The 25,555-nt window shown below is 59.5% G+C and carries 24 protein-coding genes and 1 riboswitch; of the genes, 8 read left to right on the top strand and 16 right to left on the bottom strand.

Features of this window, described 5'->3' with window-relative positions; translation table 11 throughout:
* Window positions 1–42: 42 nt before the first annotated feature.
* Window positions 43–1,935, top strand: a complete 1,893-nt coding sequence (selB, locus tag BM063_RS01420; protein ID WP_092035536.1) for a selenocysteine-specific translation elongation factor — start codon at window positions 43–45, stop codon at window positions 1,933–1,935.
* Between the two features lie 45 nt (window positions 1,936–1,980).
* Here selB and BM063_RS01425 read toward each other — a convergent pair whose 3' ends face one another.
* Both BM063_RS01425 and BM063_RS01430 read right to left on the bottom strand, forming a co-directional pair.
* Window positions 1,981–2,436 (bottom strand): hypothetical protein, encoded by a 456-nt coding sequence (locus BM063_RS01425; RefSeq protein ID WP_092035537.1) that lies wholly within the window; start codon window positions 2,434–2,436, stop codon window positions 1,981–1,983.
* 623 nt (window positions 2,437–3,059) lie between these two features.
* Entirely contained in the window at window positions 3,060–4,682 is a 1,623-nt protein-coding gene (locus BM063_RS01430; protein ID WP_092035538.1) for a peptide ABC transporter substrate-binding protein, read from the bottom strand.
* 155 nt (window positions 4,683–4,837) lie between these two features.
* Between BM063_RS01430 and BM063_RS01435 the strand changes: the two genes are divergently transcribed.
* A complete protein-coding gene (locus BM063_RS01435) occupies window positions 4,838–5,758 on the top strand; it encodes a C40 family peptidase (protein ID WP_092035539.1) in 921 nt (306 codons plus the stop codon).
* A 45-nt stretch (window positions 5,759–5,803) separates the two neighbouring features.
* Here the strand turns inward: BM063_RS01435 and BM063_RS18125 are convergent, their stop codons facing one another.
* The 3 genes from BM063_RS18125 to BM063_RS01450 all read right to left on the bottom strand — a co-directional run bounded on the left by BM063_RS18125 (window position 5,804) and on the right by BM063_RS01450 (window position 7,615).
* Window positions 5,804–6,088 (bottom strand): DivIVA domain-containing protein, encoded by a 285-nt coding sequence (locus tag BM063_RS18125; RefSeq protein WP_092035540.1) that lies wholly within the window; start codon window positions 6,086–6,088, stop codon window positions 5,804–5,806.
* A 161-nt stretch (window positions 6,089–6,249) separates the two neighbouring features.
* Window positions 6,250–6,765: a YhcN/YlaJ family sporulation lipoprotein gene (locus BM063_RS01445; RefSeq protein WP_177198918.1), complete on the bottom strand. Its 516-nt coding sequence runs from the start codon at window positions 6,763–6,765 to the stop codon at window positions 6,250–6,252.
* A gap of 169 nt (window positions 6,766–6,934) precedes the next feature.
* Window positions 6,935–7,615: a zinc metallopeptidase gene (locus BM063_RS01450; protein WP_092035542.1), complete on the bottom strand. Its 681-nt coding sequence runs from the start codon at window positions 7,613–7,615 to the stop codon at window positions 6,935–6,937.
* A 304-nt stretch (window positions 7,616–7,919) separates the two neighbouring features.
* On the opposite strand from BM063_RS01450, the gene BM063_RS01455 reads away from it, so the two are divergent.
* On the top strand, window positions 7,920–9,137 hold the full coding sequence (locus tag BM063_RS01455; protein WP_092035543.1) for a cation:proton antiporter: 1,218 nt from the start codon (window positions 7,920–7,922) through the stop codon (window positions 9,135–9,137).
* Window positions 9,138–9,185: 48 nt separating this feature from the next.
* On the opposite strand, the gene BM063_RS01460 is transcribed toward BM063_RS01455, so the two are convergent.
* Window positions 9,186–9,407 carry a DUF1540 domain-containing protein gene (locus tag BM063_RS01460; protein WP_092035544.1) on the bottom strand — a complete coding sequence of 74 codons (222 nt, stop codon included), beginning with the start codon at window positions 9,405–9,407 and terminating at the stop codon, window positions 9,186–9,188.
* Between the two features lie 60 nt (window positions 9,408–9,467).
* On the bottom strand, window positions 9,468–9,740 hold the full coding sequence (locus tag BM063_RS01465) for a hypothetical protein (RefSeq protein WP_092035545.1): 273 nt from the start codon (window positions 9,738–9,740) through the stop codon (window positions 9,468–9,470).
* 254 nt (window positions 9,741–9,994) lie between these two features.
* Here BM063_RS01465 and ftsW point away from each other — a divergent pair, with 254 nt between their 5' ends.
* On the top strand, window positions 9,995–11,113 hold the full coding sequence (ftsW, locus tag BM063_RS01470; RefSeq protein ID WP_092035546.1) for a putative lipid II flippase FtsW: 1,119 nt from the start codon (window positions 9,995–9,997) through the stop codon (window positions 11,111–11,113).
* Between the two features lie 57 nt (window positions 11,114–11,170).
* On the opposite strand, the gene BM063_RS01475 is transcribed toward ftsW, so the two are convergent.
* The 8 genes from BM063_RS01475 to BM063_RS01510 form a co-directional block, all read right to left on the bottom strand.
* The gene (locus BM063_RS01475; RefSeq protein ID WP_092035547.1) at window positions 11,171–11,938 is read right to left on the bottom strand and encodes a thiazole synthase; all 768 of its coding nucleotides are present in this window, start codon (window positions 11,936–11,938) and stop codon (window positions 11,171–11,173) included.
* Window positions 11,939–11,941: 3 nt separating this feature from the next.
* Window positions 11,942–12,145: a sulfur carrier protein ThiS gene (thiS, locus tag BM063_RS01480; protein WP_092035645.1), complete on the bottom strand. Its 204-nt coding sequence runs from the start codon at window positions 12,143–12,145 to the stop codon at window positions 11,942–11,944.
* Window positions 12,146–12,178: 33 nt separating this feature from the next.
* Window positions 12,179–13,291, bottom strand: coding sequence for a glycine oxidase ThiO (gene thiO / locus BM063_RS01485; RefSeq protein ID WP_177198919.1), 1,113 nt, complete (start codon window positions 13,289–13,291; stop codon window positions 12,179–12,181).
* Between the two features lie 44 nt (window positions 13,292–13,335).
* Window positions 13,336–14,004: a thiamine phosphate synthase gene (locus BM063_RS01490; protein WP_092035549.1), complete on the bottom strand. Its 669-nt coding sequence runs from the start codon at window positions 14,002–14,004 to the stop codon at window positions 13,336–13,338.
* A riboswitch (TPP riboswitch) is annotated at window positions 14,000–14,106 on the bottom strand. Its footprint overlaps the gene before it by 5 nt.
* Window positions 14,107–14,214: 108 nt before the next feature.
* A complete protein-coding gene (locus tag BM063_RS01495; protein WP_092035550.1) occupies window positions 14,215–14,832 on the bottom strand; it encodes a DedA family protein in 618 nt (205 codons plus the stop codon).
* Window positions 14,833–14,921: 89 nt separating this feature from the next.
* On the bottom strand, window positions 14,922–16,016 hold the full coding sequence (locus BM063_RS01500) for an NADH-quinone oxidoreductase subunit D (RefSeq protein WP_092035551.1): 1,095 nt from the start codon (window positions 16,014–16,016) through the stop codon (window positions 14,922–14,924).
* Window positions 16,017–16,055: 39 nt separating this feature from the next.
* Window positions 16,056–16,790: a cysteine hydrolase family protein gene (locus BM063_RS01505; protein ID WP_092035552.1), complete on the bottom strand. Its 735-nt coding sequence runs from the start codon at window positions 16,788–16,790 to the stop codon at window positions 16,056–16,058.
* 141 nt (window positions 16,791–16,931) lie between these two features.
* Complete coding sequence (locus BM063_RS01510; RefSeq protein WP_143085202.1) at window positions 16,932–18,005, bottom strand: M42 family metallopeptidase; 1,074 nt, start codon at window positions 18,003–18,005, stop codon at window positions 16,932–16,934.
* Window positions 18,006–18,190: 185 nt separating this feature from the next.
* Between BM063_RS01510 and BM063_RS01515 the strand changes: the two genes are divergently transcribed.
* Window positions 18,191–18,493 carry an MTH1187 family thiamine-binding protein gene (locus BM063_RS01515; protein ID WP_092035554.1) on the top strand — a complete coding sequence of 101 codons (303 nt, stop codon included), beginning with the start codon at window positions 18,191–18,193 and terminating at the stop codon, window positions 18,491–18,493.
* 81 nt (window positions 18,494–18,574) lie between these two features.
* On the opposite strand, the gene BM063_RS01520 is transcribed toward BM063_RS01515, so the two are convergent.
* Window positions 18,575–19,501, bottom strand: a complete 927-nt coding sequence (locus tag BM063_RS01520; RefSeq protein ID WP_092035555.1) for a hypothetical protein — start codon at window positions 19,499–19,501, stop codon at window positions 18,575–18,577.
* A 246-nt stretch (window positions 19,502–19,747) separates the two neighbouring features.
* On the opposite strand from BM063_RS01520, the gene fdhD reads away from it, so the two are divergent.
* From fdhD to BM063_RS01535, 3 genes are all read left to right on the top strand, one after another.
* Entirely contained in the window at window positions 19,748–20,614 is an 867-nt protein-coding gene (fdhD, locus tag BM063_RS01525) for a formate dehydrogenase accessory sulfurtransferase FdhD (RefSeq protein ID WP_092035556.1), read from the top strand.
* Between the two features lie 43 nt (window positions 20,615–20,657).
* Window positions 20,658–22,937 (top strand): FdhF/YdeP family oxidoreductase, encoded by a 2,280-nt coding sequence (locus tag BM063_RS01530; protein ID WP_092035557.1) that lies wholly within the window; start codon window positions 20,658–20,660, stop codon window positions 22,935–22,937.
* A gap of 219 nt (window positions 22,938–23,156) precedes the next feature.
* Entirely contained in the window at window positions 23,157–25,511 is a 2,355-nt protein-coding gene (locus tag BM063_RS01535; RefSeq protein WP_092035558.1) for a DUF2339 domain-containing protein, read from the top strand.
* Window positions 25,512–25,555: the final 44 nt, after the last annotated feature.

The raw sequence follows: 25,555 nt of genomic DNA on the forward strand, positions 1-25,555 counted from the left end.
TGCAAGCATTTTTAAACGATGGAGAAAGGATGATGAAATTCCTTGAGCCACTATGTCTTGGGAACCGCTGGCCATATCGACCACGGGAAAACCGCGTTGACCAAAGCCCTCACCGGGGTGGACACGGACCGGTTGAAGGAAGAAAAAGAGCGGCGCATTTCCATTGAGCCGGGGTTCGCCCCCTTTCGCCTGCCTTCCGGTCAAAAGGTGTCCATCGTGGATGTTCCGGGACACGAGCGCTTCATCCGTCAAATGGTTTCCGGCGTGGCAGGCATCGACCTGGTGCTGCTGGTGGTGGCCGCCGACGAAGGAGTGATGCCCCAAACCCGGGAGCATCTGCACATCATCGAATTGCTCAACATCCGCACCGGGGTCATCGTCTTGACCAAAATGGATGTGGCGGACCCCGAGTTGATCCCTTTGATCGAAGAGGATCTCCGGATGCTGACGAAAAACACGGCCCTGGAGGGGGCTCCCATCTGCCGGGTCTCCGCCCGAACGGGCGAGGGACTGGATGAGCTGGTCCAGACTCTGGACCGCCTGGTCAGCAGCCTTCCCCCGCGCCAATCGGAAGCCCCCTTCCGTCTCCCGATCGACCGGGTTTTCACGATCCGCGGAGCCGGCACGGTCGTGACGGGAACCGTGCAATCGGGCTCGGCCCGAACCGGGGACGAGTTGGAAATTCTCCCCGGAAACCTGCGGGTAAGGGTTCGTCAGATCCAGGTTCACGGGGAAACCGTCCCCCGGGCCACGGCCGGCCAACGGGCGGCATTCAACCTGAGCGCGGCGGATGCGGACCGCCTGTACCGGGGACAAACCCTGACGGAAGCCGGGGCATGGTCGGTGACCGACCGATTGGACGCCCGGGTGAAATCCCTTCCCGATCTGGATTTCACCTTGAAACACCGCGCCCTGCTGAAGCTCCTGATCGGCACCGCCGAGACGATGGCGGAACTGATCCTGTACGACCGGAAAGAGTGGGAGCCGGGCGAGGACACCTTCGTCACGTTGCGGTTGAGGGAACCGGTGGTGGCGGGAAGGGGAGACCGTTTCATCCTGCGGCGCCCCTCCCCTGCCGCCACCATCGGCGGCGGCGAGGTGATCGACCCCTATCCCCCCAAACACAAAATCCGGCCCGAATCCGCCCTGTGGATCGCGCAGCGCCTTTCCGCCGGACTGGAGGATCGGATTCTGGAAGCCTTGAAAGATCGCCTTTTCATGAGCCCGTCCGAGCTGGCCCGCCATCTGACGGAACCGGAGAAGGCCGTAAGCGGCGCGCTGAACAACATGGAAAAGGAGGGCCGGGTCGTCTCCTTTTTCGATCGCGTCGCTTCCACCCGTCACCTGCAGGAAAGGGAAAATCGGGTCATTCAGTGGCTCGACAGGTATCACCGCGAATATCCGATGCGCGAGGGAGCGCCCAAGGCGGAAGTGATCTCCCGCCTGCTGGAGGGCATCACGGCGAGGGAAGCTTCCCGATTGATGGATTTCTGGTCGGAAAGGGGGAGTCTCCGGCAAGACGGGGAAAACCTGTCCCTTCCCTCCTTCACCCCCCACATTCCCGACCGGTGGTCGGAAAAAGCGAATCGACTGCTCGGTCGATTGAAGGAAGAGGGCATCTCCCCGCCGAATTGGAAGGCGCTGCTTGAAGAAGCGGGCATCCCTCCCGAGGTGGGCAAGGAACTGCGCCCCTATTGGATCCGCGAGGGAACGGTGATTCCCTTGACCGATGAAATCCTGCTTCACCACGATGCCTTCTCCGCTGCCGTCGAGCAAGTGGTCGAGGCGATCCGAAGGGAGGGGCCCCAGTCCATTTCCGATCTCCGCAAGCGGCTCCCCGTCTCCCGCAAATATCTGATTCCTCTGCTGGAAACCATGGACCAAAGGGGCATCACCCGGCGTCGCGGCGATGTGCGGGAGCTGGTCGACGCATGAGGAAGCCGTTTTCCGTCGGGAAAACGGCTTCCCTTCGTCGCGCCTTCAGTACTGGCGCAGGTACGGGACGGCGGCGAGGTTGACAATGAGGGAAAACGCGCCCACTCCCACCGCCCACCATCCCAGTTGATATCCGCGGATGCCGCTGATGAGGCCGAGGGCAATGCCCGCAGGGGCGAGGATGAAGGGAACCAACAGCAGGGACAGGACCGACAAAACTATGGCCAGGGTGCCCAACCAGCTCCCTTCAAACCCCTCTTCCTCTCCCTTTGAACCCTTTCCCGCCGGGACCGGTTCAGCCACTTCTTCCGCGGCTTCCACATCGACATCCCCCGTCGCGTCCCCTTTCCCCGTCTCCTTCCGCTTCGGGGAGTTCCGGCCGTCCTTCCCCTCCAGGTGGGGCAAATCGACCCTGGGCGGGTCCGTCTTCCGCGTGGCCCGATCGATCATGCCGTCGGTCTGCATCCGCTCGTCCATCTGTTCCAGTTCTTCATCGCGCAAGGAGTGTCCCCTCCAATACGGTTTTTCCATAGTATGCGATGAGGGAGGAAGCAGTAATTTTCCAGATTACGGAGCATTCCCGCAGGGCCAATTCCGCTTATGCCTTCCGCCTCCTTCCTTCGTTTCTCCGAATCGTCAGGGCGGGACCGCGGGAGAAACGCTCCGCTTAAACGTCCGGACCAGGTGTCGCGCTCATCGGAATCGCCCTTTTTTTGGGGACAGTTTCCGGCATCCTCCTTTAAAATCGGCCGGATTTTCCGCCGGGATCACACCCGGTTGTTTGCAAAATCAAAAGACAGATCTTCCTAAGTTCGTGGGCGTCCGGAGGTCCCTTCCCCTTCGCCCGCTCCGTCGCCAGTTTCGGGGGTGCGTCCACGCCGGCTTGCGTCAAAACTGCATTGCACAGCAAATATCGGATCCCGTCCCCGCATCCGTTATCCGCGGCCCGGCTCCCGGGGCGGGAGGTCCCGGACCGCCGGATGAAGGCCCACTTCGGCGAAGCGGCGCCAACCTTAAGGCCGCGCCGACCTTTGTTTCCGAATCGGACCCCACTGGGTCCCCCTCTTGCCGAACCAAAAAACAAAAAAATCCCGCAACAACCGTTGCGGGATCAAGGCACCGACTCATTCGGCCAGTTCGGCTTCCTTGTAATCCGGAGGACCGACGGGATGGCGGAGGACATTTTTCAGGTTCGGCGATTCCATAATCACGTTGTTGTAATAGTACAACGGAAAGACGGGCATCTCTTCCATCAAGAGCTCCTCCGCTTCCTGGAGCAGTTTCACCCGTTCCTCCTCACTTTTGGCTTTTGTGGATTTCTCGAGCAATTCGTCATATTTTTTGTTGCTCCATCCGGTCCGGTTCATGGAATGCCCCGTCTGGAAGCTTTCCAGGTAATTGTACGGATCGTTGTAATCCGGCAGGAAGCTGGAGCGGGACATCTGGTAATTCCGGTTGATCTGGCTGTCGAAGAACACTTTGGTCTCCTGGCTTTGAAGTTTGATTTTCACCCCCAGATTCTTCCGGTACATCTCCTGAAGGGCTTCCGCCACCAATTTGTTCTTTTCATTGGCATTGTAAAGCAGGGTGACGGTGGGCAGAGATTTCCACCCCTCCTCCTTCATCCCCTCTTTGAGGAGGCGTTTGGCTTCCTCCACCTGATTGTCGGCGATCAGCTCCTCGCGCCCTTCCCGGAAATCCCCCAGCTGGGTCATCGTGCCCGGAGCCACGAAGGCAAGCGCCGGTTGCTGGTTCCCCTGCACCACCCGTTCCACGATGGACTTCCGGTCCACCGCCAAAGCGAAGGCTTTCCGGATTTTCTTGTTGGTGAAGGGCTTTTCCTCCACGTTGAACCGGAAAAACTCGAGTCCCGATCCATCCAGGACCTTGGCTTCCCCGTTCTTGATCAGCGAAGGCAAAATGTCCGGCGGCGGGGTCGCGGAATGGAGCTTTCCGGTTTTGAACATCTGATAGGCCGAGCTGGGATCGCTCACCATCGCCCATTCGATCCCGCCCAGCTTCACCCGGTCCTTCTCCCGGTAATGCTCGTTTTTAACGGTCTTCACGGCGGAGTCATGCTTCCACTCCTTCATCTTGAAGGGGCCGTTGCTCACGTAGGAATCCCCGTTCTCATAAAGTTTCGGATCTTCCTCCAATCCTTTTTTGTACACCGGATAATACACAGTGTAGGCGGTCAGCTGCAAAAAGAAGGGCGTCGGCTTGGACAGGCGCACCTCCAGGGTGTAATCGTCCTTCGCCCTCACCCCCACCTGGTCGGCGGAGGCCTTCTCGGTGTTGTATTCCTCGGCGTTTTCGATGAAATAGAGAAGAAACGCCGCGGAGGAGGCGGTTTTGGGATCGAGGACCCGCTTCCAGGCGTACTCGAAATCGTGGGCCGTCAACGGTTCGCCATTGGACCATTTGACGTCCTTCCGAAGGGTGAAGGTATACGTCAGCCCGTCCGGCGAGACGTCCACCTTTTCGGCCACGGCGGGTTTCGGCTGATGATTTGCATCAAGGCGCATCAGACCTTCGAAAAGGGCATTGACCACTTCCATCGATTCGGCGTCAAAGGCTTTGGCCGGATCCAGGGAAGTGGGCTCCCCGTTGGGCAGATTCAGCTTCAGAATCGGCTGGGATTGTGACGTGCCTTCTTCCGAATCACCCGACGTGCCGCATGCGGAAAGAATCAGGGCCATGGCCATGAACAGCGCGATCGTCGCGCGCCACCCTTTCTTCACACCCATCCCTCCTGTCGAGGCGGAAAAATTCTTGCTTCTCAAACATTCGACGGATGGAACCGTTTTCCCTCCGTTCGGGGTCGCCTTTGCCCGGAAAAAGGAACCCCGCTTCGCCGTGAAGAAAGGGTATAAGGAATTTCTCGACGCGAGGAGTGACTTCCATGGACATCCGCTTTGTGGACGTGACGGTGGGAAACGTCTGGTCAAGCCCGGAAAAGCCGCGGGACCTGGACGCTCCCTCCCTCTTTCGTCCGGCAGACATCAAGGAATGGCTCTCCCGCCTGGACGGCGATGAAAAAGGGCGGATCGACCTGGTCGGCCGCTTGGAAACCCAGGTGCTCTACGGGGAACCGGTGTGGATCGTCGGAGAAAGGAACGGGTGGGCGGAAATCCGCGTCCCGGAACAGTATTCCCATAAAGATGAGAGCGGGTATCCCGGCTGGATTCCCCTTGAGCAGCTCACCTTTCACCCGGATTATCACCAGGCGTGGCAAACGGAACCCTTGGCCTATGTGACCGTCCCCTTCACCCGGTTGCGCCTGGAGGGGAGCGAATCGGAACAATCTCTCGGATTTATGAGCAAACTTCCCTGGCTGGGCGAAGTGGACGGGGAAGCCATCGTCCTCACCCCCCGGGGAACGGTGGGGCGTCTCCCCGCCGAGGACATCACCGTCGCACGCACCTTGCCAACCGCCGGCGGCGAAGTCCGGGTCGCCACCGCCAAGCGTTTCCTGGGCCTGCCTTATCTGTGGGGAGGCACTTCCGCCTACGGATTTGATTGTTCCGGCTTGATGTATCGCGTCTTCGAATCGGCGGGGATCCGCATCCCCCGGGATGCGGGCGACCAGGCCCGCTTCGGAAAGCGGGTGACGAAGGAGGAGCTTCGGCCGGGAGATCTGGTGTTTTTCGCCTACAATGAGGGGAAAGGGGAAATTCATCACGTGGGCATGTACGTGGGAGAAGGAAACTTTCTCCATTCCCCCCGCACCGGCCACCCGGTTCGGATCGACCGGCTGTCCGAGGAAAACTATGCGCGGGAATTTTGCCTTGCCCGAAGGTATCAGGGAAATGAAACCTTCTGAAAACGAAAAAAGGGCGCAACTTCCGGTGCCCCCTGTTCCCGTTTTTCATCGGCCTCGTCCGTTTTGCCGAAACACCACCTGCTCAAGCCGCTCCACCCTACGGGCGAGGTCCCGAATCGCCGCGCTTTGTCCGGAATCTTCCGCGGTCATTCGCGACGATCCCCGCTGGGCTTTGCGGAGTTGCTCCTTCAGGCGCTCGTTTTCCTCGATCAAATCCTCGTAATTTTTGATGACCAGATCCAGAAATTCGTTCACCTCATCGATATCGTACCCGCGAATGGCGTGCTTGAAATCCTTGTTGAAGATGTCCATCGGCGTCAGCCGCTTCATGTTGCGAATCCCTCCCCCAAACACTTCTGCCATTCATTTCTTATTATACTATGATACCGCCTTTTCGCGTCCAGTGGCCGGAAAAGAACCGGCCAGAAACGCGAAAGAGGAGGAGGACACCTCCTCCTCCCGGAGAGGGGACGGACCGGGCTCCGGAGCGATCAGCCCGCGTGGGGAAAGGTCCGGCGAACCACATCCATGAAATTATTCCACAGTCCCGCCACCGGACGGCCTTGGCGGATATCCCGGGCGAAATCCCCCATCTGTTTGACAAAGTCGGGATTGGCGGACACGTACACCCTCCGAATGCTGGCATCCTTCGCCCGGACCCTGCGGGCGATCTCCCGCTCCAAACCTTTGGTCAAGCGGACGCCGGAGGGCAGCATGACAGCCACATACGCGGTCCGATCCGTCAAGATGACCGTCGCGGTGTCCACGCGCTTCATGCCGGCGAGGGAATCGGCGATTTGATCCGCCACCCGCATCTGCCGGGACATCGGCTGCCGCGCCGCATCCCGCCGGTCCGTTTGATGGGTTAAGGGCCGGGCGGGCCGCTGAAGGGCGTCGTTTCGCATTTGCGTCTCTTCGGGACGCTGCTGAGTGGCGCAACCGGCGATGAACCCCAAGGCCAGGGCCGCCGAAAGTGCTCCGAGCGCCCACTTTCTCGCGGAACGCATGGGCATCCTCCTTTCCTTAAAGGATTCGTCCATAGTATCCGTCCGGCCGGAAAAAATATGTGTTTCCCCTCCCGCAACAAAAAAAGAGCCGCCCGGGCGGCTCTTCCGATACGCAAAAACAAGGCGGAGATCCGGCAACCGGGTGCTCCGCCCTGAATTTTTCCGGCCATCATTCATCGCTCTGACCGAAGAAAATGGAGATGTAGTAAAGCAATTGCATCACCGCGACGAGGGTGGCGGCCACGTAGGTGAATGCCGCGGCATTCAACACTTTGCTCACGCCCCGTTCCTCGGTGTTGCGAATGAAGCCCTGTCGAACGAGGATGTCCTTGGCGCGGTTGCTGGCGTTAAACTCCACCGGCAGCGTCACCACCTGGAATGCGACCGCCGCCGAGAAGAAGAGGATGCCCAGCGCCAAAAGGTTCAGCGCCTGAAAGAGGAATCCGGCCAGCAACAGCAGCGGAGCGACGCCCGAAGCGAAATTGACCACCGGGAACATCTTGTGGCGCAGCACCAGAAAACCGTAGGCATCCCGATGTTGCAGGGCGTGGCCGCACTCGTGGGCCGCCACCGAAACCGCGGCGATCGAATTGGAATAATACACGCTCTCCGACAGGCGGACCGCCCGGGCCACCGGATCGTAATGGTCGGTCAATTTCCCCGGCACCGGCTCCACGGGCACGTCGTGCAGGCCGTTGGCATCGAGGATGCGGCGGGCCACTTCCGCCCCGGTCATCCCGGAGAAAGCCGGACTTTCCGACCACTTGTTGAAGGTTCCCTTCACCTTGAATTGCGCCCATACGGACAGTCCGAAGGCGACGATGATCAATAGATACAATACCGAAGACATATCCGCTTCATTCCTCCTTAAGCGCGTTCCATGTTCTCGGAATCCAGCTCAGACCGAGACCTTCCGGCGCGGTTGCCGGCACACCACCGGAAGGAAAGACCGGCGGCACCCCCGCTTAGAGCATCACGGCGCGCGCCTCTTCAGCTATTATATTATACCATAAGCGGAATCCATTCATCGCGGCCGGTTTTGGAAAGAAGCGCCGGGGGAAAGAATAGGTTTTATCTCCTCGCTTTCATCCAGTGAAACCGGCATTAATTTTTTGTTACAATAAGAGGGACATCGGTCGTAAAGGAGGTAGGAGATGAACCTGATCGAACAGTTGATCAATACGGAGGAATTGAGTCAGTTCCATTTCCTGCTGGAGATCGCCCTCATCTTGGTCGCGGTCAAGATCGCGGGACATTTGAGCAAAAGGTTCGGACAACCCGCCGTCTTCGGCGAGCTGCTCGTCGGGGTGATCCTCGGCCCCTCCCTCCTGGGATGGGTCCAGCAGAGCGACATGCTCCGCGAGCTGGCCGAAATCGGCGTCATTTTGCTGATGTTCCTCGCCGGCCTGGAAACCGATGTAAACGAATTCAAACGCACCGCATACGGTTCCTCCCTTACGGCCGTCGGAGGGGTGATCCTTCCCCTGATCGCCGGCTTCGGGGTCGGATTGCTGTTCGGCTACAACTACTCCACCGCCATCTTTATCGGAACGGTGTTGGTGGCCACCAGCGTCAGCATTTCGGTGCAAACCCTGAGGGAATTGGGAAGGCTTCAATCCAAGGAAGGGGTCACCATCCTGGGTGCCGCCGTGCTGGACGACATCCTGGGCATCATCACCCTGTCGGTCGTCATCGGCTTTGTCGCCAGCGACGACAGCGGCGGAAGCGTTGCGGGCATCCTGCTTCTCCTGGTGAAGATCATCCTCTTCTTCATCATCACCCTCCTGGCGGGTCGGACCGTGCTCCCGAGGCTGTTTCGCGCCGTCTCCGGCATGCTCACGACCGAGGTGGTGCTCACCTTCGGCATCATCACCGCCCTCGCCTTTGCCTATTTCGCGGAAATGTTCGGAATGGCCGGGATCGTCGGCTCCTATTTCGCCGGGCTGATGCTCAGCCTCTCCAGCTTCCGGGAGGAATTGTTCGAAAAGGTGGAAACGGTGTCCTTCTCTTTCTTTGTGCCGATCTTTTTCGTCAGCATCGGCGTGACGGCACAGGTGAAGAATTTCACCTTCGAGATGCTCTTTCTCATCGTGGTCCTCACCCTCGTGGCCGTCCTGACCAAACTGATCGGCGGCGGCTTGGGGGCCAAACTGGCCGGGTTCAACTGGCGCAGTTCCGCCATCATCGGCTCCGGAATGATCGCCCGGGGGGAAGTGGGGCTTATCGTCGCCACCATCGGCTTGCAGAAGGGATTGATCGACCAGTCCCTGTTCACCGCGGCGGTGGTCATCGTGCTGGTCACCACGCTGGTGACGCCCCCCGCCCTGAAGGCCTTCATCGGTCGGCGCACCGAGCCCTCGCGGAACCCCTGACCAAATCCGGAAAGGGAAAAAGCACCCCGGCAGGGTGCTTTTTCCTTTTCACCGGTGCTTTTCCTTGAGCCGAAAGGTATGGCAACAGGTGTCGGCGGACCGGCGGGCCGAATAATCCCGGTGGCCCGTTCCCACCATTTCTCCCCCGATTTCCTCATCGAACCGGCGGTTGGCATGCGGATCGATTTCCACCATGATCGCATCCGCCGTGCATTTGTTCCCTTCGGCCCAGAAGTAGCAGTTGGCCACACTGCATTTGACTTCAGGCAAAACCGGATCACCTCCTGGCTTAAGTATTCTCGAGCCAGGAGGAAGGTATCAGTGGAAATTTTAATCCTTGGTTTTGTCTGCCTGCCGCAGCTCGTCCAGGATGGCGGAAATCGATTCGAAGGAGATGCCGTTCTCGTTCCTGGCGGACACCACAAAATAAACCTCGCCGCTGAAGGCGGGGATGTATTCCTTCACTTCCACTTCCGTGTCTCCGTATGTTTTCCGGAACACCGGCTGGTTTCCGATCTTTTTCCATCCCAGCCGCACCAGTTCCTCCTCATAAGGTTCAAAATCCTGCTCGTGAATGTTCAAGTGAATCCGTGTCACCTTCAAAATATTCACCCTCCTGCGTTTGTCGATGGTAATTATACCACATCCCCCGTGACACTTCATCGTCCAAAGCGAAAAAGGAAAAGATGACGCCGTTACAGAAAGTACTAAAAGTCGCGCTTCGGCAGGTGTTATCGGGGGCGAAAATGGCTAAAAATGGAAGGTAACGGGGTTGGAGGAATTTCATGGATGTTTCCGAAGAAGCCGTGTGTTATCATTTGAGATGAATTGCATTTGACGGTTGAGGGGATGGGGAAATGGTTCGCGGCAAACCGGATTTCTGGCTGATGTTCTTCACGTTTGTCCTGTTGGGATTCGGGCTGGTGATGGTGTTCAGCGCCAGCTACTATGAGGGATGGACCGAGTTCAACGACAGTTACTATTTTTTTAAGCGGCAGCTGACGTGGGCCGGCTTGGGTTTGGTTCTGTTTTTCACGTTCGCCAACATCCCGTTCACCCTTTATCGGCGCTATGTCGGATGGATTTTGCTGGCCTGTTTGATCCTGCTGGTGATGGTGTTCGTTCCCTTCATCGGCGTCGAGGCCAACGGCGCTTCCCGCTGGATTCAGATCGGCCCGCTGACGATTCAGCCCTCGGAGCTGACAAAACTGGGGATGATCATCTACACCGCCTCGATCATGACAAAAAAGCAGCCCCATCTGGACAACTTCGCGCGGGGGTTGCTTCCCCCGCTGATTGTGATCGGACTGGTCTGCTTCTTGATCATGATCGAACCCCATTACAGCGCCACGATCATCATCCTGGCCTCTTGCATGGTGGTGATTTTCTGCGCCGGCGCGCGGATCCGCCACTTGCTGCTGCTGGGGCTGGTATCGGTGCCTGTGTTGATCATGGTCCTCTATCTGGCGGATTACCGGATCGAGCGCCTGGAAGCGGCCTACGACCCTTGGAAGGATCCCAACGACACGGGATACCAGATCATCCAATCCCTTTATGCCATCGGTCCCGGAGGTTTGGCCGGCCGGGGACTGGGAAACGGGATCCAAAAATTGGCCTATCTGCCCGAGGCGCACACCGACTTCATCTTTGCCATCATTGCCGAGGAACTGGGCTTTTTTGGGTGCCTCTTCCTGATCCTCCTCTTTGTGGCTGTGATTTTGCGGGGCATTCGCGCCTCCCTGATCGTCCCGGATCCGTTCGGAACCCTGCTCGGCATCGGCCTGGTCAGCTCCATCGCCATCCAAGCCCTGCTCAATCTGGCCGTGGTGACGGCGATCCTTCCCGTGACGGGCATTCCCCTTCCCCTGATCAGCTACGGCGGATCGTCCCTGCTCATCAACATGGCTTCCCTGGGAATACTCCTCAACATCTCCCGCTACCGGCCGGATCCCCGGCGGAAAAACCTTTCCCGATGAAAACGCAAGGGGCACCCCAGGGCGCCCCTGTTCCGGCGGAAGCTTCACACCGCTGTCTCAGGAGCCCACCAATCCCTCCTGGGGACTGCTGGCCGAAGCATAACGCCTCCTGGGAATCCTTCCCGCCTCGAAACCCAATCTCCCCGCTTCGACGGCCCATCTCATCGCCCGGGCCATCTTCACCGGATCCTTCGCCCGGGATACGGCGGTGTTCAGCAGCACCCCGTCCGCTCCCAGCTCCATCGCCTGAACCACGTCCGCCGGGGATCCGATCCCCGCGTCGACAATGACGGGGACCTTCGCCTGTTCGATGATCAGGCTCAAATAGTGGGGATTGAGCAGTCCCAGCCCGGATCCGATCGGGGACCCGCCGGGCATGATGGCGTGGGCCCCCGCTTCCTCCAACCGCTTGGCCAGGATCGGATCGTCGGAGGTGTAGGGCAGAACGGTGAATCCCTCCTCCACCAGAATCCGTGTCGCCTCCAGGGTGGCGACGGGATCGGGCAGCAGGGTTTTGGGATCCCCGATAATTTCCACCTTGATCATGTCGCACAGTTTGGAGGCCCGGGCCAGCCGGGCGATTCGCAGGGCCTCCTCCACGCTGGTGGCCCCCGCCGTGTTGGGGAGCAGGGTGTATTTGCTGAGATCCAGCCGCTCCAAGAAGTTGGGCTGATTCGGATCGCTGATGTTCAACCGGCGAACGGCAAAGGTGAGCACCTCCGCCCCCGAAGCTTCCACGGCAGCCTGCTGAATGTCCAGCGACGGAAACTTCCCGGTTCCCAAAAAAAGCCGGGAACGGAAGGTGTATTTCCCGATCTTCAGCACGCTTTAACCCCCTCCGACAAAATGAACGATCTCGATGGAATCCCCTTCGGCAAGGGGAGTCGAGTCATGCTCTTCCCTTTCCAGGATCTGTCGGTTCCGCTCCACCACAACGATCCTTTTTTCCACCCCCAGGTGTTCCAAAAGTCCGGAGACGGTTCGGACTTCCTCGGGCAGTTCCATCTCTTTTCCATTCACGCGGATGCGAATAATCTCTCCCCCTTTCACGGGCAGCCGGAATGTTTACGGCTGCGACAGGCGATTGGGCGAAAAGGGTTTCAGATCCGGAACTTCCTCTCCCGCGATCATTTCGGCAATCCCCTGGCCGGTGACGGGACTGAGCAAAATGCCGTTGCGGAAATGGCCGGTGGCGACAAACAGATTGCGGTAGGGTTCAAACTTCCCGATAAAGGGAAGGCCGTCGACGGACCCGGGACGGACGCTGGACCAGGCGCGGATAAACGTGCTGTCCGCCAATTCCGGGACCAGCCGGACCGCTTCCGAGGTCAGTTTCTGAATGGCGTCCATCGTCACCCATTCGGTAAAATCGCCGGCCCGCTCCGTCGCCCCCACGATCACCTTGCCGTCCGCTTTGGGGACCAGGTAGCATCCCTCCGCAAACAGCGTCCTTTCAAAGAGCGCCCTTCGGGGATATACCGCCAGGGATTCCCCCTTGACCGGAACCACCGGCAATCGCAATCCCAATTTCCCCGCCAGCGCGGCGCTCCAGGCCCCCGCCGCCAGCACCACGTGCTCCGCCTGAAACGTCCCCCGGTCCGACTCCACCCTTTCAATCCGGTCCTTTCCGGCGCGCAAGGCAGTCACTTCACACCGCTCGATCAGTTCGGCCCCGAGCAGCTCTGCCGCATAGGAAAAGGCCCGGGTCAACCGGGAAGAGGAAACATGGGAATCCCCGGGGATGTACAGCGCCCCTTCGATCCGGTCGGACACCGCCGGTTCCACGCTCCGAACCCGATCCCTGTCCCACCAGTCCGCCGTCCCGCCGCGTTCGCGCTGCCAAACCCCCCGCTTATAAAGCGCCTCGGCCTCTTCCCGGGTCCAGGCGATCCGCAACACGCCCGTCCGGATCAATTCGATGTCGATGCCGGTCAGACGATACAGCTCCGAAGCCAAATCGGGAAACATGGACCGGCTCTTCACGCACAGCTCGCTCAACGGCCCCGGTTCGGCCATCTCCACCTGGGCTCCCAATATCCCCGCGGCGGCGGACGAGGAGTGGGAGCCGATCAGATCCCGCTCCAGGACGGTGACCCGCGCTCCCCGCTTGGCCAGATAGTATGCGATGGAACAGCCGATCACACCACCTCCGATCACCACCACATCCCGCTCATGCAACCTGTAGCCCCCCTTTTTTCTCCTCTCCGGCGCACTCCGGATGGTCACGATAGGCGATCCAGCCGTGCCCTCATTCGACGGGCCGCCCCTTCGGGATTCGGACTGTCCATCAGAGCGGAAAGGACGGCCACCCCCGCACAACCCGTCTCCATCACCCGGGGAATCCGCTCCGCGTTGATCCCACCGATGGCCAGAACCGGAACCTTCACGGCCCGAACCACCCGGGAAAGCAGTTCAAGCCCCTTCGGTGGAATCCCCGGCTTGGACGGAGTGGAAAATACATGGCCGAACATCAGGTAGTCCGCCCCCAGGGCGGCCGCCTGTTCCGCGGCCCGGACCGAATGAACCGACACCCCCACCCGATGCCGGCAACCGACGATTTCCCGCACCCGATCCACCGGCAGACCCGCTTCCGGCAAATGGATGCCGCAACCAAGCGCCATGGCCACATCCAGCCGATCATGAACGACCAGCTGTCCTGAAGTCAAAAGCCCTCGCTCCAAAAGCCTGCTCCCCAAGCGATACATCTCCCGGGCGGTCCGGCTTTTCCACCGCAGGTGGACCTGGTCCACCCACGGCCGGACCTTTTCGACAACGGCCACAATGTGGTCCGGCAAGTGGCGGTCCCCGGTGACGAGATGAAGTCTGGCTCCGATTCCCGTCTCCCCCTTTCCTGCAAAAAACCGGTATCCTGGTGGATACCGGCAACGCACGCAACCGCCACATTCCTTGCGCTGGTATTACCCAGGTCAAGTTCAAAGGGTTGGGGCGCAAACCCCTCTCAGCACCGTACAGGTGCACCCCCAGTGGACTCCTTTCACGTTTTTCTATTATTCTAGCAGTCCCCCGCAAAGGGCGTCAAATCGCATCCCGCATCCGCCCTTCCGGAAGAGGGGGCGCGATTTTCCGAAAGCCTCCCTTCATCATTTGGGGCGGGAGGACCCGGCCCGGTTCTGGCTTATCGACCAGCAATACCAGGCGAGAAACCCTCCCGCCAGGATCAGGACCAACAGAAACACCGGCCCGAGACGGTTAAGGAAATGAAACACCAGTTCCCAGCTGGAACCCAGCACATACCCCAATCCGATGAAGGTGGCGCACCAGACCACCGCCCCGCAGTAGGCGTACAAACCGAACCGGGCGTAAGAAAGTCTGGATATCCCGGCCAAATAGGCGGTCAAATGACGGACTCCCGGGATGAAGTAGCCAAAAAACAATACCCAGTTGCCGTATTTCCGGAACAGAAACTGAGTGATCCGGAGCCTTCTCCGCGTGATGAAGAGTTTGCTTCCGTATCGCTTCAGGAGAGGATAGCCGAAACGCGTTCCCAGTACGTAGCTGAGGGTGATTCCGCCGACGGAGCCGGAAAGGGCGCTGATGTAAGTGAGATACAGATTCAATTTCCCCTCCGACGAAAGATACCCGATGAAGGTCATGAAGATTTCATCGGGAAGAGGAATGCCGGCGATTCCCAGGATCAGAAAGAAGACAATCCCGATATATCCGTACTGCAACAAAAACTCGGCCCATGTCTGTTCCATTCAGTTAACCCCGTTTTTGATCAAGTTCAGACCGCGCTTGTGAAAAGCGGTTCCAGCCTCATCAAGGGGACGGGAACCGCTTCCGCTTCTCAACCGTCAACGTCACCGAGCACGATATCCACCGCACCGAGGATGGCGATCAAGTTGGCGATGTTTTCCCCTTCCAACAGCTGGGGCAAAATCTGCAGATTGTGGAAGGACGGCCGGCGCCAATGGATCCGCCAGGGATTGGCTTTCCCTTTGCTGATCAGGTGAACGCCCAGCTCTCCCCGGGGGTTTTCCACCGCCGTGTACACTTCCCCTTCCGGCGGGCGGATCAACCGCGGCACTTTCGCCATGATCGGCCCTTCGGGGATCTGCTCCACCGCCTGTTCGATGATCCGCAGGGATTGACGGATTTCCTCCATCCGGACCTGGAAGCGATCGTAACAGTCCCCCTCGGTGGCAATGGGAACATCAAAATCGAACCGGTCATAGATCGAATAGGGCTGATCCTTCCTCAAATCCCGCTGAATTCCCGTGCAACGGAGGCACGGACCGGACAATCCGTACTGGACGGCGGTTTTTGCGTCGTATTTGCCGACTCCTTTGGTCCGGTTGATGAAGATTTCGTTGCCCCCCACCAGTTCGAGATATTCTTCGTGACGCTCCCGCAGGTAGGAAACCAGATTGCGCACCTTGTCCAGCCACCCTTCGGGAGCATCCCATTTGACACCTCCGACCCTCATGTAATTGTATGTGAGGCGGGCGCCGGATATCTCGTTGAACAGATCGATGATCTTCTCCCGATCCTGGAAGGCGTACAGGAAGGGACTCATCGCGCCGATGTCCAGAAGATAGGTGCCGAACCAGACCAGATGGCTGGCGATCCGGTTCAGTTCCATCACGATGACCCTCAGATATTCGGCGCGTTCGGGAATCTCCAGACCCATCAGGGTTTCCACGGCGTGGACCACGGCGTAATTGTTGATCATCGCCGACAGGTAGTCCATCCGGTCCGTGTAGGGGATGATCTGCGTATAGTTCAGGTTTTCCGCCAGCTTCTCCGTTCCCCGGTGCAGGTATCCGATCACCGGGGTGGCTTCGCGGATGATCTCCCCGTCGATCTTGAGCAAGATCCGGAACACACCGTGCGTGCTGGGGTGTTGGGGCCCCACATTGAGGAGCATCTCTTCGGTCCGCATCCAAACACCATCCTTCATCGAATTCCAAAACCACTGCCTCTACCGGTCTTCCACCGTTCGGACGACCTCGATGCCGTTCAACAGCATATGATAGGCAAACAGCTGGTCCATCACATCTCCGTCGTGGGCGGGCGCTCCCGTCTTCTCGGAAACCTCCACCGGCACGTCGTAGGTTCGGACGTGCTCCAGGGGAACGATCACCCGGACGCGGGCGTTGTGCTCGTTGGCCAGAAGGCGGATGCCCATGGCGTTCTGGTAAATGCACAGGTCCGTACAATCCCCCACGACGACAAAGGTGACCGGCCCTTCCGCAAAGCGCTTCTCCAGATATTCGAAGAAGCGCTCCCCTCCTTCGTCCCTGCCGAACAGGCCGCTGGTCGCGTTTTTGCGGAACACCCGGACACCGTCCCGCCCGAGGAGCGGCTTGAGTTCATCCACCACCTCCGCTTCGTCCGTGCCCCGGACGCAATGCGGGGGAAAGGCGGAAAATTCCACGGCATCCTCGGGATGGGCGTCATTGAGAAAAACCAGGTTTTCGCCGGGCACTCCCCTTTTCAACAGGGCCTCCGCCAAAGCCTTGACCGGCTTCACCATCCCGGCAACCCGTTCGCTGGCCAAAGGCCCCTTCTCGCAAAAGCCCTTCAAGATATCCACAAACACCAAAACAACCCGCCCCGGACCGCCAGCCTGATCGATCAGCGATGAAACCGTTTCCGGCGGCAAGGCGGACAGTTGCTTTGCCACATGATTGAAAAACCGATCCCTGGGCTCCACGCTCGCTCCCCCTCCTGAAAACCCGGCATCCTCGAAAACCGGCCGAAACCTTCGTTGCTATTATAATATGTCCTGAAAGAAAAAGAAAGGAGCCCTCCGGCCCCTTTCCGGAACACCGTCCGCGTTTCGTCCCGGCATGCGCTACGCCTCCTCGACAAACCGGACCATGTTCTTCACCGACGCACGGTCCATTCGCCGAATCACTTCCACCAAAAGCCGCACCGCCTGCTGGACGTCGCTTCTGGAAACCATGGAGACGTGGCTGTGGATGTATCGGGCGGCCACCCCCACCACCAGGGACGGAACCCCCCTTCGGAACAGGTGAATCTTCCCCGCATCGGTCCCTCCCCCGCTCATCGTTTCCACCTGGACCGGAATGTTCAATTCTTCCGCGATCTCCATCACCCGATCGCGGAGGCGCAGATGGGGGATCATCGTGGCATCGAGAAAGGTGATGAGCGGCCCCCCTCCGAGGCGCGGTTTGCTGCCTTTTTCGCTGCCGGGGCCGTCTTCGGCGACCCCCACGTCGAGCACAAAGGCGATGTCCGGCTCCACCGCATGGGGAGACGTGACCGCCCCCCGCAGCCCCACCTCCTCCTGGACCGTCGCCCCCGCGATCACCGTGTTGGGATGATCCGCTTTCGCAAGTTCCTTCAGGACTTGAATCGCCATGTAGCAACCGACCCGGTTGTCCAGGGCCTTCGCCAGAATCGTGTCCCTGTCCGGAAGGATTTCAAAGGGACAGACCGGCACGATCGGATCGCCGACACGAATGCCCCACTCCTTGACCTGTTCATCGCTTTTCGCTCCGATGTCCACGTACATCTCCCGGATGGGGTACACTTTTTTCCGCTCCTCCGGCGTCAAGATATGGGGCGGTTTGGAGCCGATCACCCCGGTGAAGGTCCGCTTTTCCGTCACGACGGACACCCGCTGGGACAGAAGCACCTGATCCCACCAGCCGCCCAGCGTGGCAAACCGCAGGTATCCCTCCTTCGTGATTTCCTTCACCATAAACCCGACCTCGTCCATATGGCCCGCCAACAGGATGCGGGGAGAGGGGGAGGTTCCCTCCTTTTCCCCGAAGACGCTGCCGATGTGATCCGTCACTATCTTGGCGGAGATCCGCTTCAGTTCCCGCAGCATGATGTGGCGCACTTCCCCTTCGTAACCGGAAACCCCCCGGGCGAGGGTCAGCTCCTTCAACAATTCCATATCGGACATCCTCTCACCCACCTGTCAAAAACTCAGCCCTTAAATCCTAGTATGGGTGAGTCCCGGCGACTTCATGAGGAAAACCCCCGCCGCAAAAAATCGACCCGGCAAGCGCCAGGGCCGATTCGCCGTCCCTACATATTCCCTGTCAACGCAATTCAAACTACGGTTAAGGAGGGATGTCGATGCCTTTGATGGAAATCAGCATTGTGCCCGTGGGAACGGAATCATCCAGCTTCAGCAGCGTGATCCGGGAAGTGTGCCGCGTCATCGATCAGCACGGGCTCCCCTACCAGGTGACGCCGACGGCCACGGTGATCGAAGGAAATATCGATCAATTGATGAACGTGGCCGTCGAAATCCACCGGACGCCGCTTAATCACGGAGCGGACCGGGTGGTCACCCAGATCACCATCGATGACCGGCTGGATCAGCCGATGGATCTCCATTCGCAGGTGGCCAAAGTTCAACCTTCCCCTATCCGGTAAATCCCATTGCCGAGCCACCGCCTGAAGGCCGCGGAGCGAAAAACATCCGCGGCCGCTTTCACCTCTCAAGATGCCCCCCCTTCACCTCCCGCTCCAAATCGCCTGCTGAGGCGGAAGAGATTCTTCCCCCTTCCTGGCGGGGAACAACTCCTCCCTCATCTTCACATAAGCCAGGATCAGGGTTCCCATGTAGAGCGTGACGGGAAAGGCGTGAAAGGTAAAGAGCATCAGCAGGCCGAAAAAGCTCCCCACCATCGCCGCGATGGTCCCATTCGGAAAAAACTGCAGAATCAGCCACGGGAAGGCGGAGACAAACCCGAGCAACGCGACTCCCGCACCCGCGGACAGCCAGGCGCCCAGCAGGATGAAAACCGCCCTTGCGGGCCGCTTCCCAAGGAGGCGGAACACGCTGCCCAGGGTGCGGACCACCCCCGTCCGTTCCACCAACATCACCGTCTGCGCGAAGGAAAAACAGGCGAGCAAATAAAGGCCGACCACGCCCCCCATCCCCCAAATCGCAATCCAATAGGCGATTTGGGAGTCCACCAGGGAATTAAGCCGAAAAAACAGCCAACCGAGACCCATCAGCATTCCCGCCAGGATCAGGACCAATGCGGACATCCGGAAGAAATAACGAAAACCAAAGGAGAAAAAGTCGGCAAAGGAGAGGCGACCTTCCACAGCCGCCTGCCGGATCAGCCCCAACATCCCCGTGACCGAAAAGAGAATGGAAGCCGCCAAAAAAAGGGCCATCGTCGCGGGCAGCGCCATCGTCTTCGGCGAAGCTCCCAGGATTTTCTCCGGGATCCGGTCAAAGAGTTCTTCGGGATGGTCCGGGAAATAGACGGCGGCCAACACCTTATGTACCAGCTCCGGCGAAGGATCCGCCATCAGCCAGACGGCGGCGAGACCCGCCGCCCACACCGCCAACAGAATTCCTTCTCCCAATGTGGTAAACAACCAAATCGCCCCACCGTGCCGATTGATCAAGCGCAAGGCATCCAGCAACGGAATTCCCCCCCTTCATCTACAAAAAACGGCGTTTTTCCTGAAATCGGTTCTCCGTCGCCCAAAAGGATCTTTCGATGGTCAATCTTCGCCGTTTTGCCGTATCCTTTCCGCTTCCATCCGTTTCTCCCTCTTTGGACAAGATTCCTGATCGGGATCCGTGTTGAACCTTTTTTTCGCTTTGTATATTGTTAATTGTGAGAATGGTGTTTTTTATCCCATTTTTCCTCCCCGGAGGCGATCGCCGTGGACGGATTGCGGTCGAAGGCATCCCGGCTGCGCGTGCAAGCGGTGAAGGGAGACAGCTTCCGCTACCGGCAGGATGCGCTGGTGGTGGAGGAGCCGATGGAGATTCGGCTGGTCTTTCCCCAGGCGAAAGAACCGATTCCCATCTCGGTCACCATGCGCACCCCCGGCAACGATTTCGAACTGGCGGCCGGCTTTCTCTTCACCGAAGGGATTGTGAAGACGCCGGAGGCGATACACAGGATCACCTACTGCACCGATCCCGATGCGGACGGCGAGCAGCGCTACAACATCGTCAACGTGTACCTTCGCCCGGAAACCCCCTTTGACCTCTCGCAGCTCAGGCGGCACTTTTACACCTCCTCCAGCTGCGGTATCTGCGGCAAGGCTTCCCTGGAGGCGATCCGCGTCCGAAATGTTCCCAAAATCCGCGCCGAGTGGTCGGTTCCCGCCTCCGTCATCCACGGGATGGGAGAACGCCTTCGGGCGGAACAGGATGTGTTTGAGAAGACGGGTGGACTCCACGCCGCGGGGTGGTTTTCTCCCGAGGGGGAGCTGTTGGCGGTCCGGGAGGACGTGGGCAGGCACAACGCCGTGGACAAACTGCTGGGATACGCGTTCCTGGAGCGGAAATGCCCGCTTTCCGACGGGATCCTCATGGTGAGCGGCCGGGCCAGTTTCGAAATCATGCAGAAGGCGGCGGTGGCCGGCGTACCCATGGTGGTCGCCGTTTCCGCCCCCTCCAGCTTGGCCAGGGAAGTCGCCCGGGAATTCGGGATCACCCTGATCGGCTTCGCCCGCGACAACCGCTTCAACATCTACGCGGGCACGGAGCGGATCCGCATCCCTTCGTCTCCGGCCGGATGAGCGACGCCCACGGCAAAAGGGCTGAACGGAGGTGCAACACGGAATGGCCAAACGGTTTTCCCGAAAGTGGAATCCGAAAAGTTGGGTCAATCTCGTCCCCACCGGACTGGGCCAGGTGAAACCGCACCATTTCCGGGAAATGTTGCGGGCTGCCTGGGAAAACCGGGATCAGCCGGGATACGCCTGGCGGATCCTACGGGACGGATGTTGCGACGGTTGCGCTCTCGGCACCATGGGAATGAGGGACTGGACCCTTCCCGGCACCCACCTCTGCATGGTTCGCCTCAACCTTTTGCGGCTGAACACCATGCCGGCGATGGACCCCGCCCTGCTCGAGGACGTCTCCCGCCTCGGGGGAAAATCGGGACGGGAACTTAGAAGCCTGGGACGCCTTGCCTATCCGATGGTCCGCCGCAGGGGGGAAAAGGGGTTCCGCCGCATCACCTGGGATGAGGCGCTGGATCTGGCGGCGGAGCGAATCCGCCGGACCAAGCCGGAACGGATCGCCTTTTACCTCACCTCCCGGGGCCTGACCAACGAGGTTTATTTCGCCGCCAACAAAGTGGCCCGTTTTCTGGGGACCAATCACATCGACAACGCCGCACGACTGTGTCACGCCCCCAGCACCGTCGCCCTGAAAAAGGCGATCGGCTACGGAGCGACGACCATTTCCTACTCCGACTGGATCGGAACCGATCTATTGATCCTCGTCGGCACCAATCTGGCCAACAATCAGCCCGTGGCCACCAAGTACATTTATTACGCGAAAAAGGCTGGCACCCGGGTGATCGTGGTCAACCCCTACAAGGAGGAAGGACTGGAACGTTACTGGATTCCCTCGGTCACCGAAAGCGCCCTGTTCGGCACCCGGATCATGGATGAATTTTTCCAAATCGGCACCGGCGGAGACGCCGCCTTTTTCAACGGCGCGCTGAAACATCTCGTGGAAACGGGAAAAGTGAACGAGGAATTCATCCGCAACCATACCGCCGGCTTTGAAGAGGTGCGCCGCTTCGTGTCGGAGATCGGCTGGAAGGAGCTGGAGAAATCGGCGGGAACCTCCCGGGAAGAAATGCGCCGCTTCGCCGAAATCTACGCCCGGGCGAACAGCTCCGTCATCGTCTGGAGCATGGGCGTCACCCAGCATCGAAACGGGACCAACAACGTGCTGTCCATCGTCAATCTCGCCCTGGCCCTCGGGCGGATCGGCAAGCCCCATTCCGGCCTTTGCCCCATCCGCGGCCACTCCGGGGTGCAGGGAGGGGCCGAAATGGGAGCGGTCCCCGACAGTTACGGCATGGACCGTCCGGTGGATGAGGAGACGGCAAAGGCGATCGGGGAGCTGTGGGGTTTTCCCGTTCCCGACCGGCCGGGAATGAAAGCGTCCAGTATGATCCAGGCGGCCCATGACGGAAAGTTGGACGTCCTCTACTCCATCGGCGGCAACTTTCTGGAGACCCTTCCCGATCCGGACTTCGTTCGCGAAGCGATCGCCCGCGTGCCCCTCCGCATCCACCAGGACATCGTCTTAAATCCGCAGATGCTGGTGGAACCCCGGGATCCGCAAGGGACGGTCCTCCTGCTTCCCGGGAGAACCCGATACGAAACGCCGGGAGGCGTCACGGAGACCACCACCGAACGGCGGGTGATCTTCAGCCCGGAAATCCCCGGTCCCCGCATCGGCGAAACCCGGCCGGAATGGGAAATTCCCGTGCAGATCGCCGAGCGGGTCCATCCCGACCGGGCGCACCTGATCCATTACGACGGCACCGCACAAATCCGGGAAGACATCAGCCGGATCATTCCGGCCTACGACGGCATTCAACACCTCAAGAAAAAGGGGGACAACTTCCAGTGGGGAGGTCCCCGGCTCTGCGAAGGCTACAAATTCAACACGCCGGACGGCCGGGCCCGCTTCCACATCGCCCGATTGCCGGAGGACTCCCTCCCGGAAGGCCGCTTCATCCTCAGCACGCGGCGCGGCAAACAATTCAACAGCATCGTGTGGGGGGAACGCGATCCCCTGACGGGCGCCGGGCGCGACGAGGTCTTCATCTCCCGGCAGGATGCAAAGCGGCTGGGCCTGGAAGAAGGGGACCCGATCCTGCTCCGTTCCGAGTCCGGAGAATACCGGGGCCGGGTCAAAATCGCCCGCATCCGCCCCGGAAACCTGCAGGTTCATTGGCCTGAGGGAAATGTGCTCATCCCCTATCGGCGGTTCGATCCCGACAGCGGCGAACCGGACTACAACGCCGTGGTGGAGGCGATCCCCCTGAATGGCCGAGAAACCGGGTCCGAAACCGCCTCGGCGGGGGAAGGCTGATCCCTTCACATCCGCGAAGAAAAGGAAATCCGCCAAAAGTGGATTTATGACCGCCGCAACACGGGCCGTTTTTCCCGGATGGGGAAAAACGGTGTTTTTTTATCCCCAGCCAAGAACATTCCCTGAAAAAGAAGGAAAACCATTCCTCGATGGCGTAATGAAAGAAAATCCGGGACCCGAAAGAAAAACGGACGCCGAACCAAAGGGAGGGAAGAAAAGATGGAATGGATTGTCATCATCGGACTCATTATTTATTTGATTTTCGAAAGGGACAGAACCAACCGTCTGGAACGCGAATTGAAGGAATTGAAACAAAGGATCGCTCCCTTGCATCGGCCGGATCCCGGCGCCCATGTCCAAGGCCTCCCACAAGACGAACGGCGCCGCGCCGCCGGGGATTCATCGATGCTTCCCCATCCGGTTTCGGTTTCCCGGGAAAAGGAGCTTAAGGAGAAACCTTCGCCTTTCGGTCCGGGCAAAAAACCGGAACCGGCGGTTCCTCGTCCCGTTCCGGCCGGAGGAAAAGCGGCCTCCGTCACTTCCCCCCGCCGCTCCCGTTCCGAATGGGAACAGCTGATCGGGGGAAAATGGATGAACCGGGTCGGGGCGTTTGCCCTGATTTTGGGCATCGGGTTTTTCCTCAAATACGCCTTTGACAACAATCTGATCCCCGAATGGATGCGCGTGCTGATCGGATTCCTGGCCGGAGCCGGTCTGTTGATCGCCGGCGGCCGCTTTTCGAGAAAGGGATTGCCCATCTTCGCCCAAGGGCTGGTGGGAGCGGGAATCGCCGTTTTATATCTCTCCGTGTACGCTTCCTTCAACTTTTACCACTTGGTCCCGCAAATGGCGGCTTTTGTGGGCATGTCAGGAGTCACCGTCCTCGCCTTTCAACAGGCGATGCGCCATCATTCCCTGGCCGTCTCCCTGCTGGGATGGACCGGAGGTTATCTGACGCCCTTTCTTCTCAGCACGGGAGAAGCCCAGTCGTTGGGACTTCTCACCTATCTCGCCCTGCTGACGGCGGGAGTTTTGCTGGTGATCGCCAAAAGGGAGCAGTGGATCGTCCTGTTGCCCCTGACCTTTGTCGCCACATACCTGGTATTCGGATTCTGGCGCTCCGAGATGTTCTCCGCGGATGAGACCGGGATTGCCCTCGCCTTTGCCGTGGTTTATTGGGGTCTTTTCCACGGACTGGACCTTTTCTGCTGGCTGAAAAGGGTGAAGTCCCACGCGGTGATCCGCCGGATCGTCAGCGCCTTCAACGCCTTGTTCTTCACCGTCATCGTTTACGACCTGGTGAGCTTTGAGGCGAGCGATTGGACAGCCGCGGCCCTTTTGCTCATCGGCATGGCTTACGGGGGCTCCTTCCTGATGGCGGACCGGATGAAACCCTTCCCCAAGCCGATCCGGGGACAGCTTTCCCAGTGTCTGTTCATCGCCGCCGGCCTGGTCGTCCTGGCCACCCTGGACCGGTTTTCCGGATACACCCTGACGGTTCTCTGGGGATTGGAAGCCTGTCTCATGGCCTTCTGGGGCATTTCCAAAAAACACCGACCCCTGTGGCTGACCGCATTGGGATTGTTCGGGCTGATCCCGCTTCACCTCGCCTACAGCGCCGCGGCAAATCCGATTCCCGTCGCCGACTTCATCCCGCTGTTCAACATGCGGGCGTTCGCCTCGATAGCGACGGCGGGGGCGCTCGGCGCCGGTGCGTACATCTACCGGCGGCTGAAGGGAACCTGGAGGTCGGTCCCGACCATCCTGCATCTTCTTTGGTGCATCTTGCTCTTCGTCTGGCTCACGGGGGAAGTCCACCAGTTCTTCGGGAAGCTGATGCTGGAAGAGTCGGGAATGCGGCGGCAACTTCTCGAAATCCGGCAGGTCTGGAGCATCGCGGGGGTGTGGCTGGCCTATGCCCTTCTCCTCATCCGGATCGGTCTGGTGAAAAAGAAGCCCCCTCTCGTCTTCGCCGGCCTCGGCGCGATGGTGTTCGCCTTCGGAACCGGCTTCATCCTCGGCTGGTTCTACGACCCCATCGCCCTTTACACACCGGTGCTTAATGTCCGTTTCCTCATGTTGGCACTGATCGCCCTGGCCGTCTATCTCACGGGACGATGGCTGCGCGGGGAGAAGAAATTCCATGTCAAGGGGCTGTCCATTGTCATCTCCGTCGTGATCGGTTTCGTCCTGTTCCAAATGATGACGGCCGAAACCCTTGACTACTACCGCCAGGCGGCCCACCTGCTGGAGGAGCAGGGGGCGTCCCCGGAGGAGATTTACCGCCTGTCCAACCGGGAACAGCTGACGTTATCGATGGTGTGGATTTTCTACTCCCTCGCGCTGATGGCCATGGGAATCTGGCGCCGAAAACAAGGGGCGCGGATGATGGCCTTCGGACTGTTCGGCCTGACCGTCCTGAAAATCTTCCTCTTCGACCTGTCTTTTCTCGAGACGCTCTACCGCATCATCTCCTTCATCGCGCTCGGTTTGATTCTGATCGGGGTCTCTTACGTGTACAGCCGGTACAAAGGCCTGTTTATGCCCGATGACAGAAAAAAAGCGGCCGAATGAAAAAACACCGAAAAGGACGGGATGGGTCCCGTCCTTTTTCCGCC

The organism is Planifilum fulgidum (assembly GCF_900113175.1).
Lineage (GTDB): Bacteria > Bacillota > Bacilli > Thermoactinomycetales > DSM-44946 > Planifilum > Planifilum fulgidum.

Coding starts and splice junctions, on each gene's coding strand:
- BM063_RS01430 (WP_092035538.1), bottom strand. CDS start 4,682: ATGGGTGTGAAGAAAGGGTGGCGCGCGACGATCGCGCTGTTCATGGCC.
- BM063_RS01435 (WP_092035539.1), top strand. CDS start 4,838: ATGGACATCCGCTTTGTGGACGTGACGGTGGGAAACGTCTGGTCAAGC.
- BM063_RS18125 (WP_092035540.1), bottom strand. CDS start 6,088: ATGAAGCGGCTGACGCCGATGGACATCTTCAACAAGGATTTCAAGCAC.
- BM063_RS01445 (WP_177198918.1), bottom strand. CDS start 6,765: ATGCGTTCCGCGAGAAAGTGGGCGCTCGGAGCACTTTCGGCGGCCCTG.
- BM063_RS01450 (WP_092035542.1), bottom strand. CDS start 7,615: ATGTCTTCGGTATTGTATCTATTGATCATCGTCGCCTTCGGACTGTCC.
- BM063_RS01455 (WP_092035543.1), top strand. CDS start 7,920: ATGAACCTGATCGAACAGTTGATCAATACGGAGGAATTGAGTCAGTTC.
- ftsW (WP_092035546.1), top strand. CDS start 9,995: ATGGTTCGCGGCAAACCGGATTTCTGGCTGATGTTCTTCACGTTTGTC.
- BM063_RS01495 (WP_092035550.1), bottom strand. CDS start 14,832: ATGGAACAGACATGGGCCGAGTTTTTGTTGCAGTACGGATATATCGGG.
- BM063_RS01500 (WP_092035551.1), bottom strand. CDS start 16,016: ATGCGGACCGAAGAGATGCTCCTCAATGTGGGGCCCCAACACCCCAGC.
- BM063_RS01510 (WP_143085202.1), bottom strand. CDS start 18,005: ATGGAATTGTTGAAGGAGCTGACCCTCGCCCGGGGGGTTTCCGGTTAC.
- BM063_RS01515 (WP_092035554.1), top strand. CDS start 18,191: ATGCCTTTGATGGAAATCAGCATTGTGCCCGTGGGAACGGAATCATCC.
- BM063_RS01530 (WP_092035557.1), top strand. CDS start 20,658: ATGGCCAAACGGTTTTCCCGAAAGTGGAATCCGAAAAGTTGGGTCAAT.
- BM063_RS01535 (WP_092035558.1), top strand. CDS start 23,157: ATGGAATGGATTGTCATCATCGGACTCATTATTTATTTGATTTTCGAA.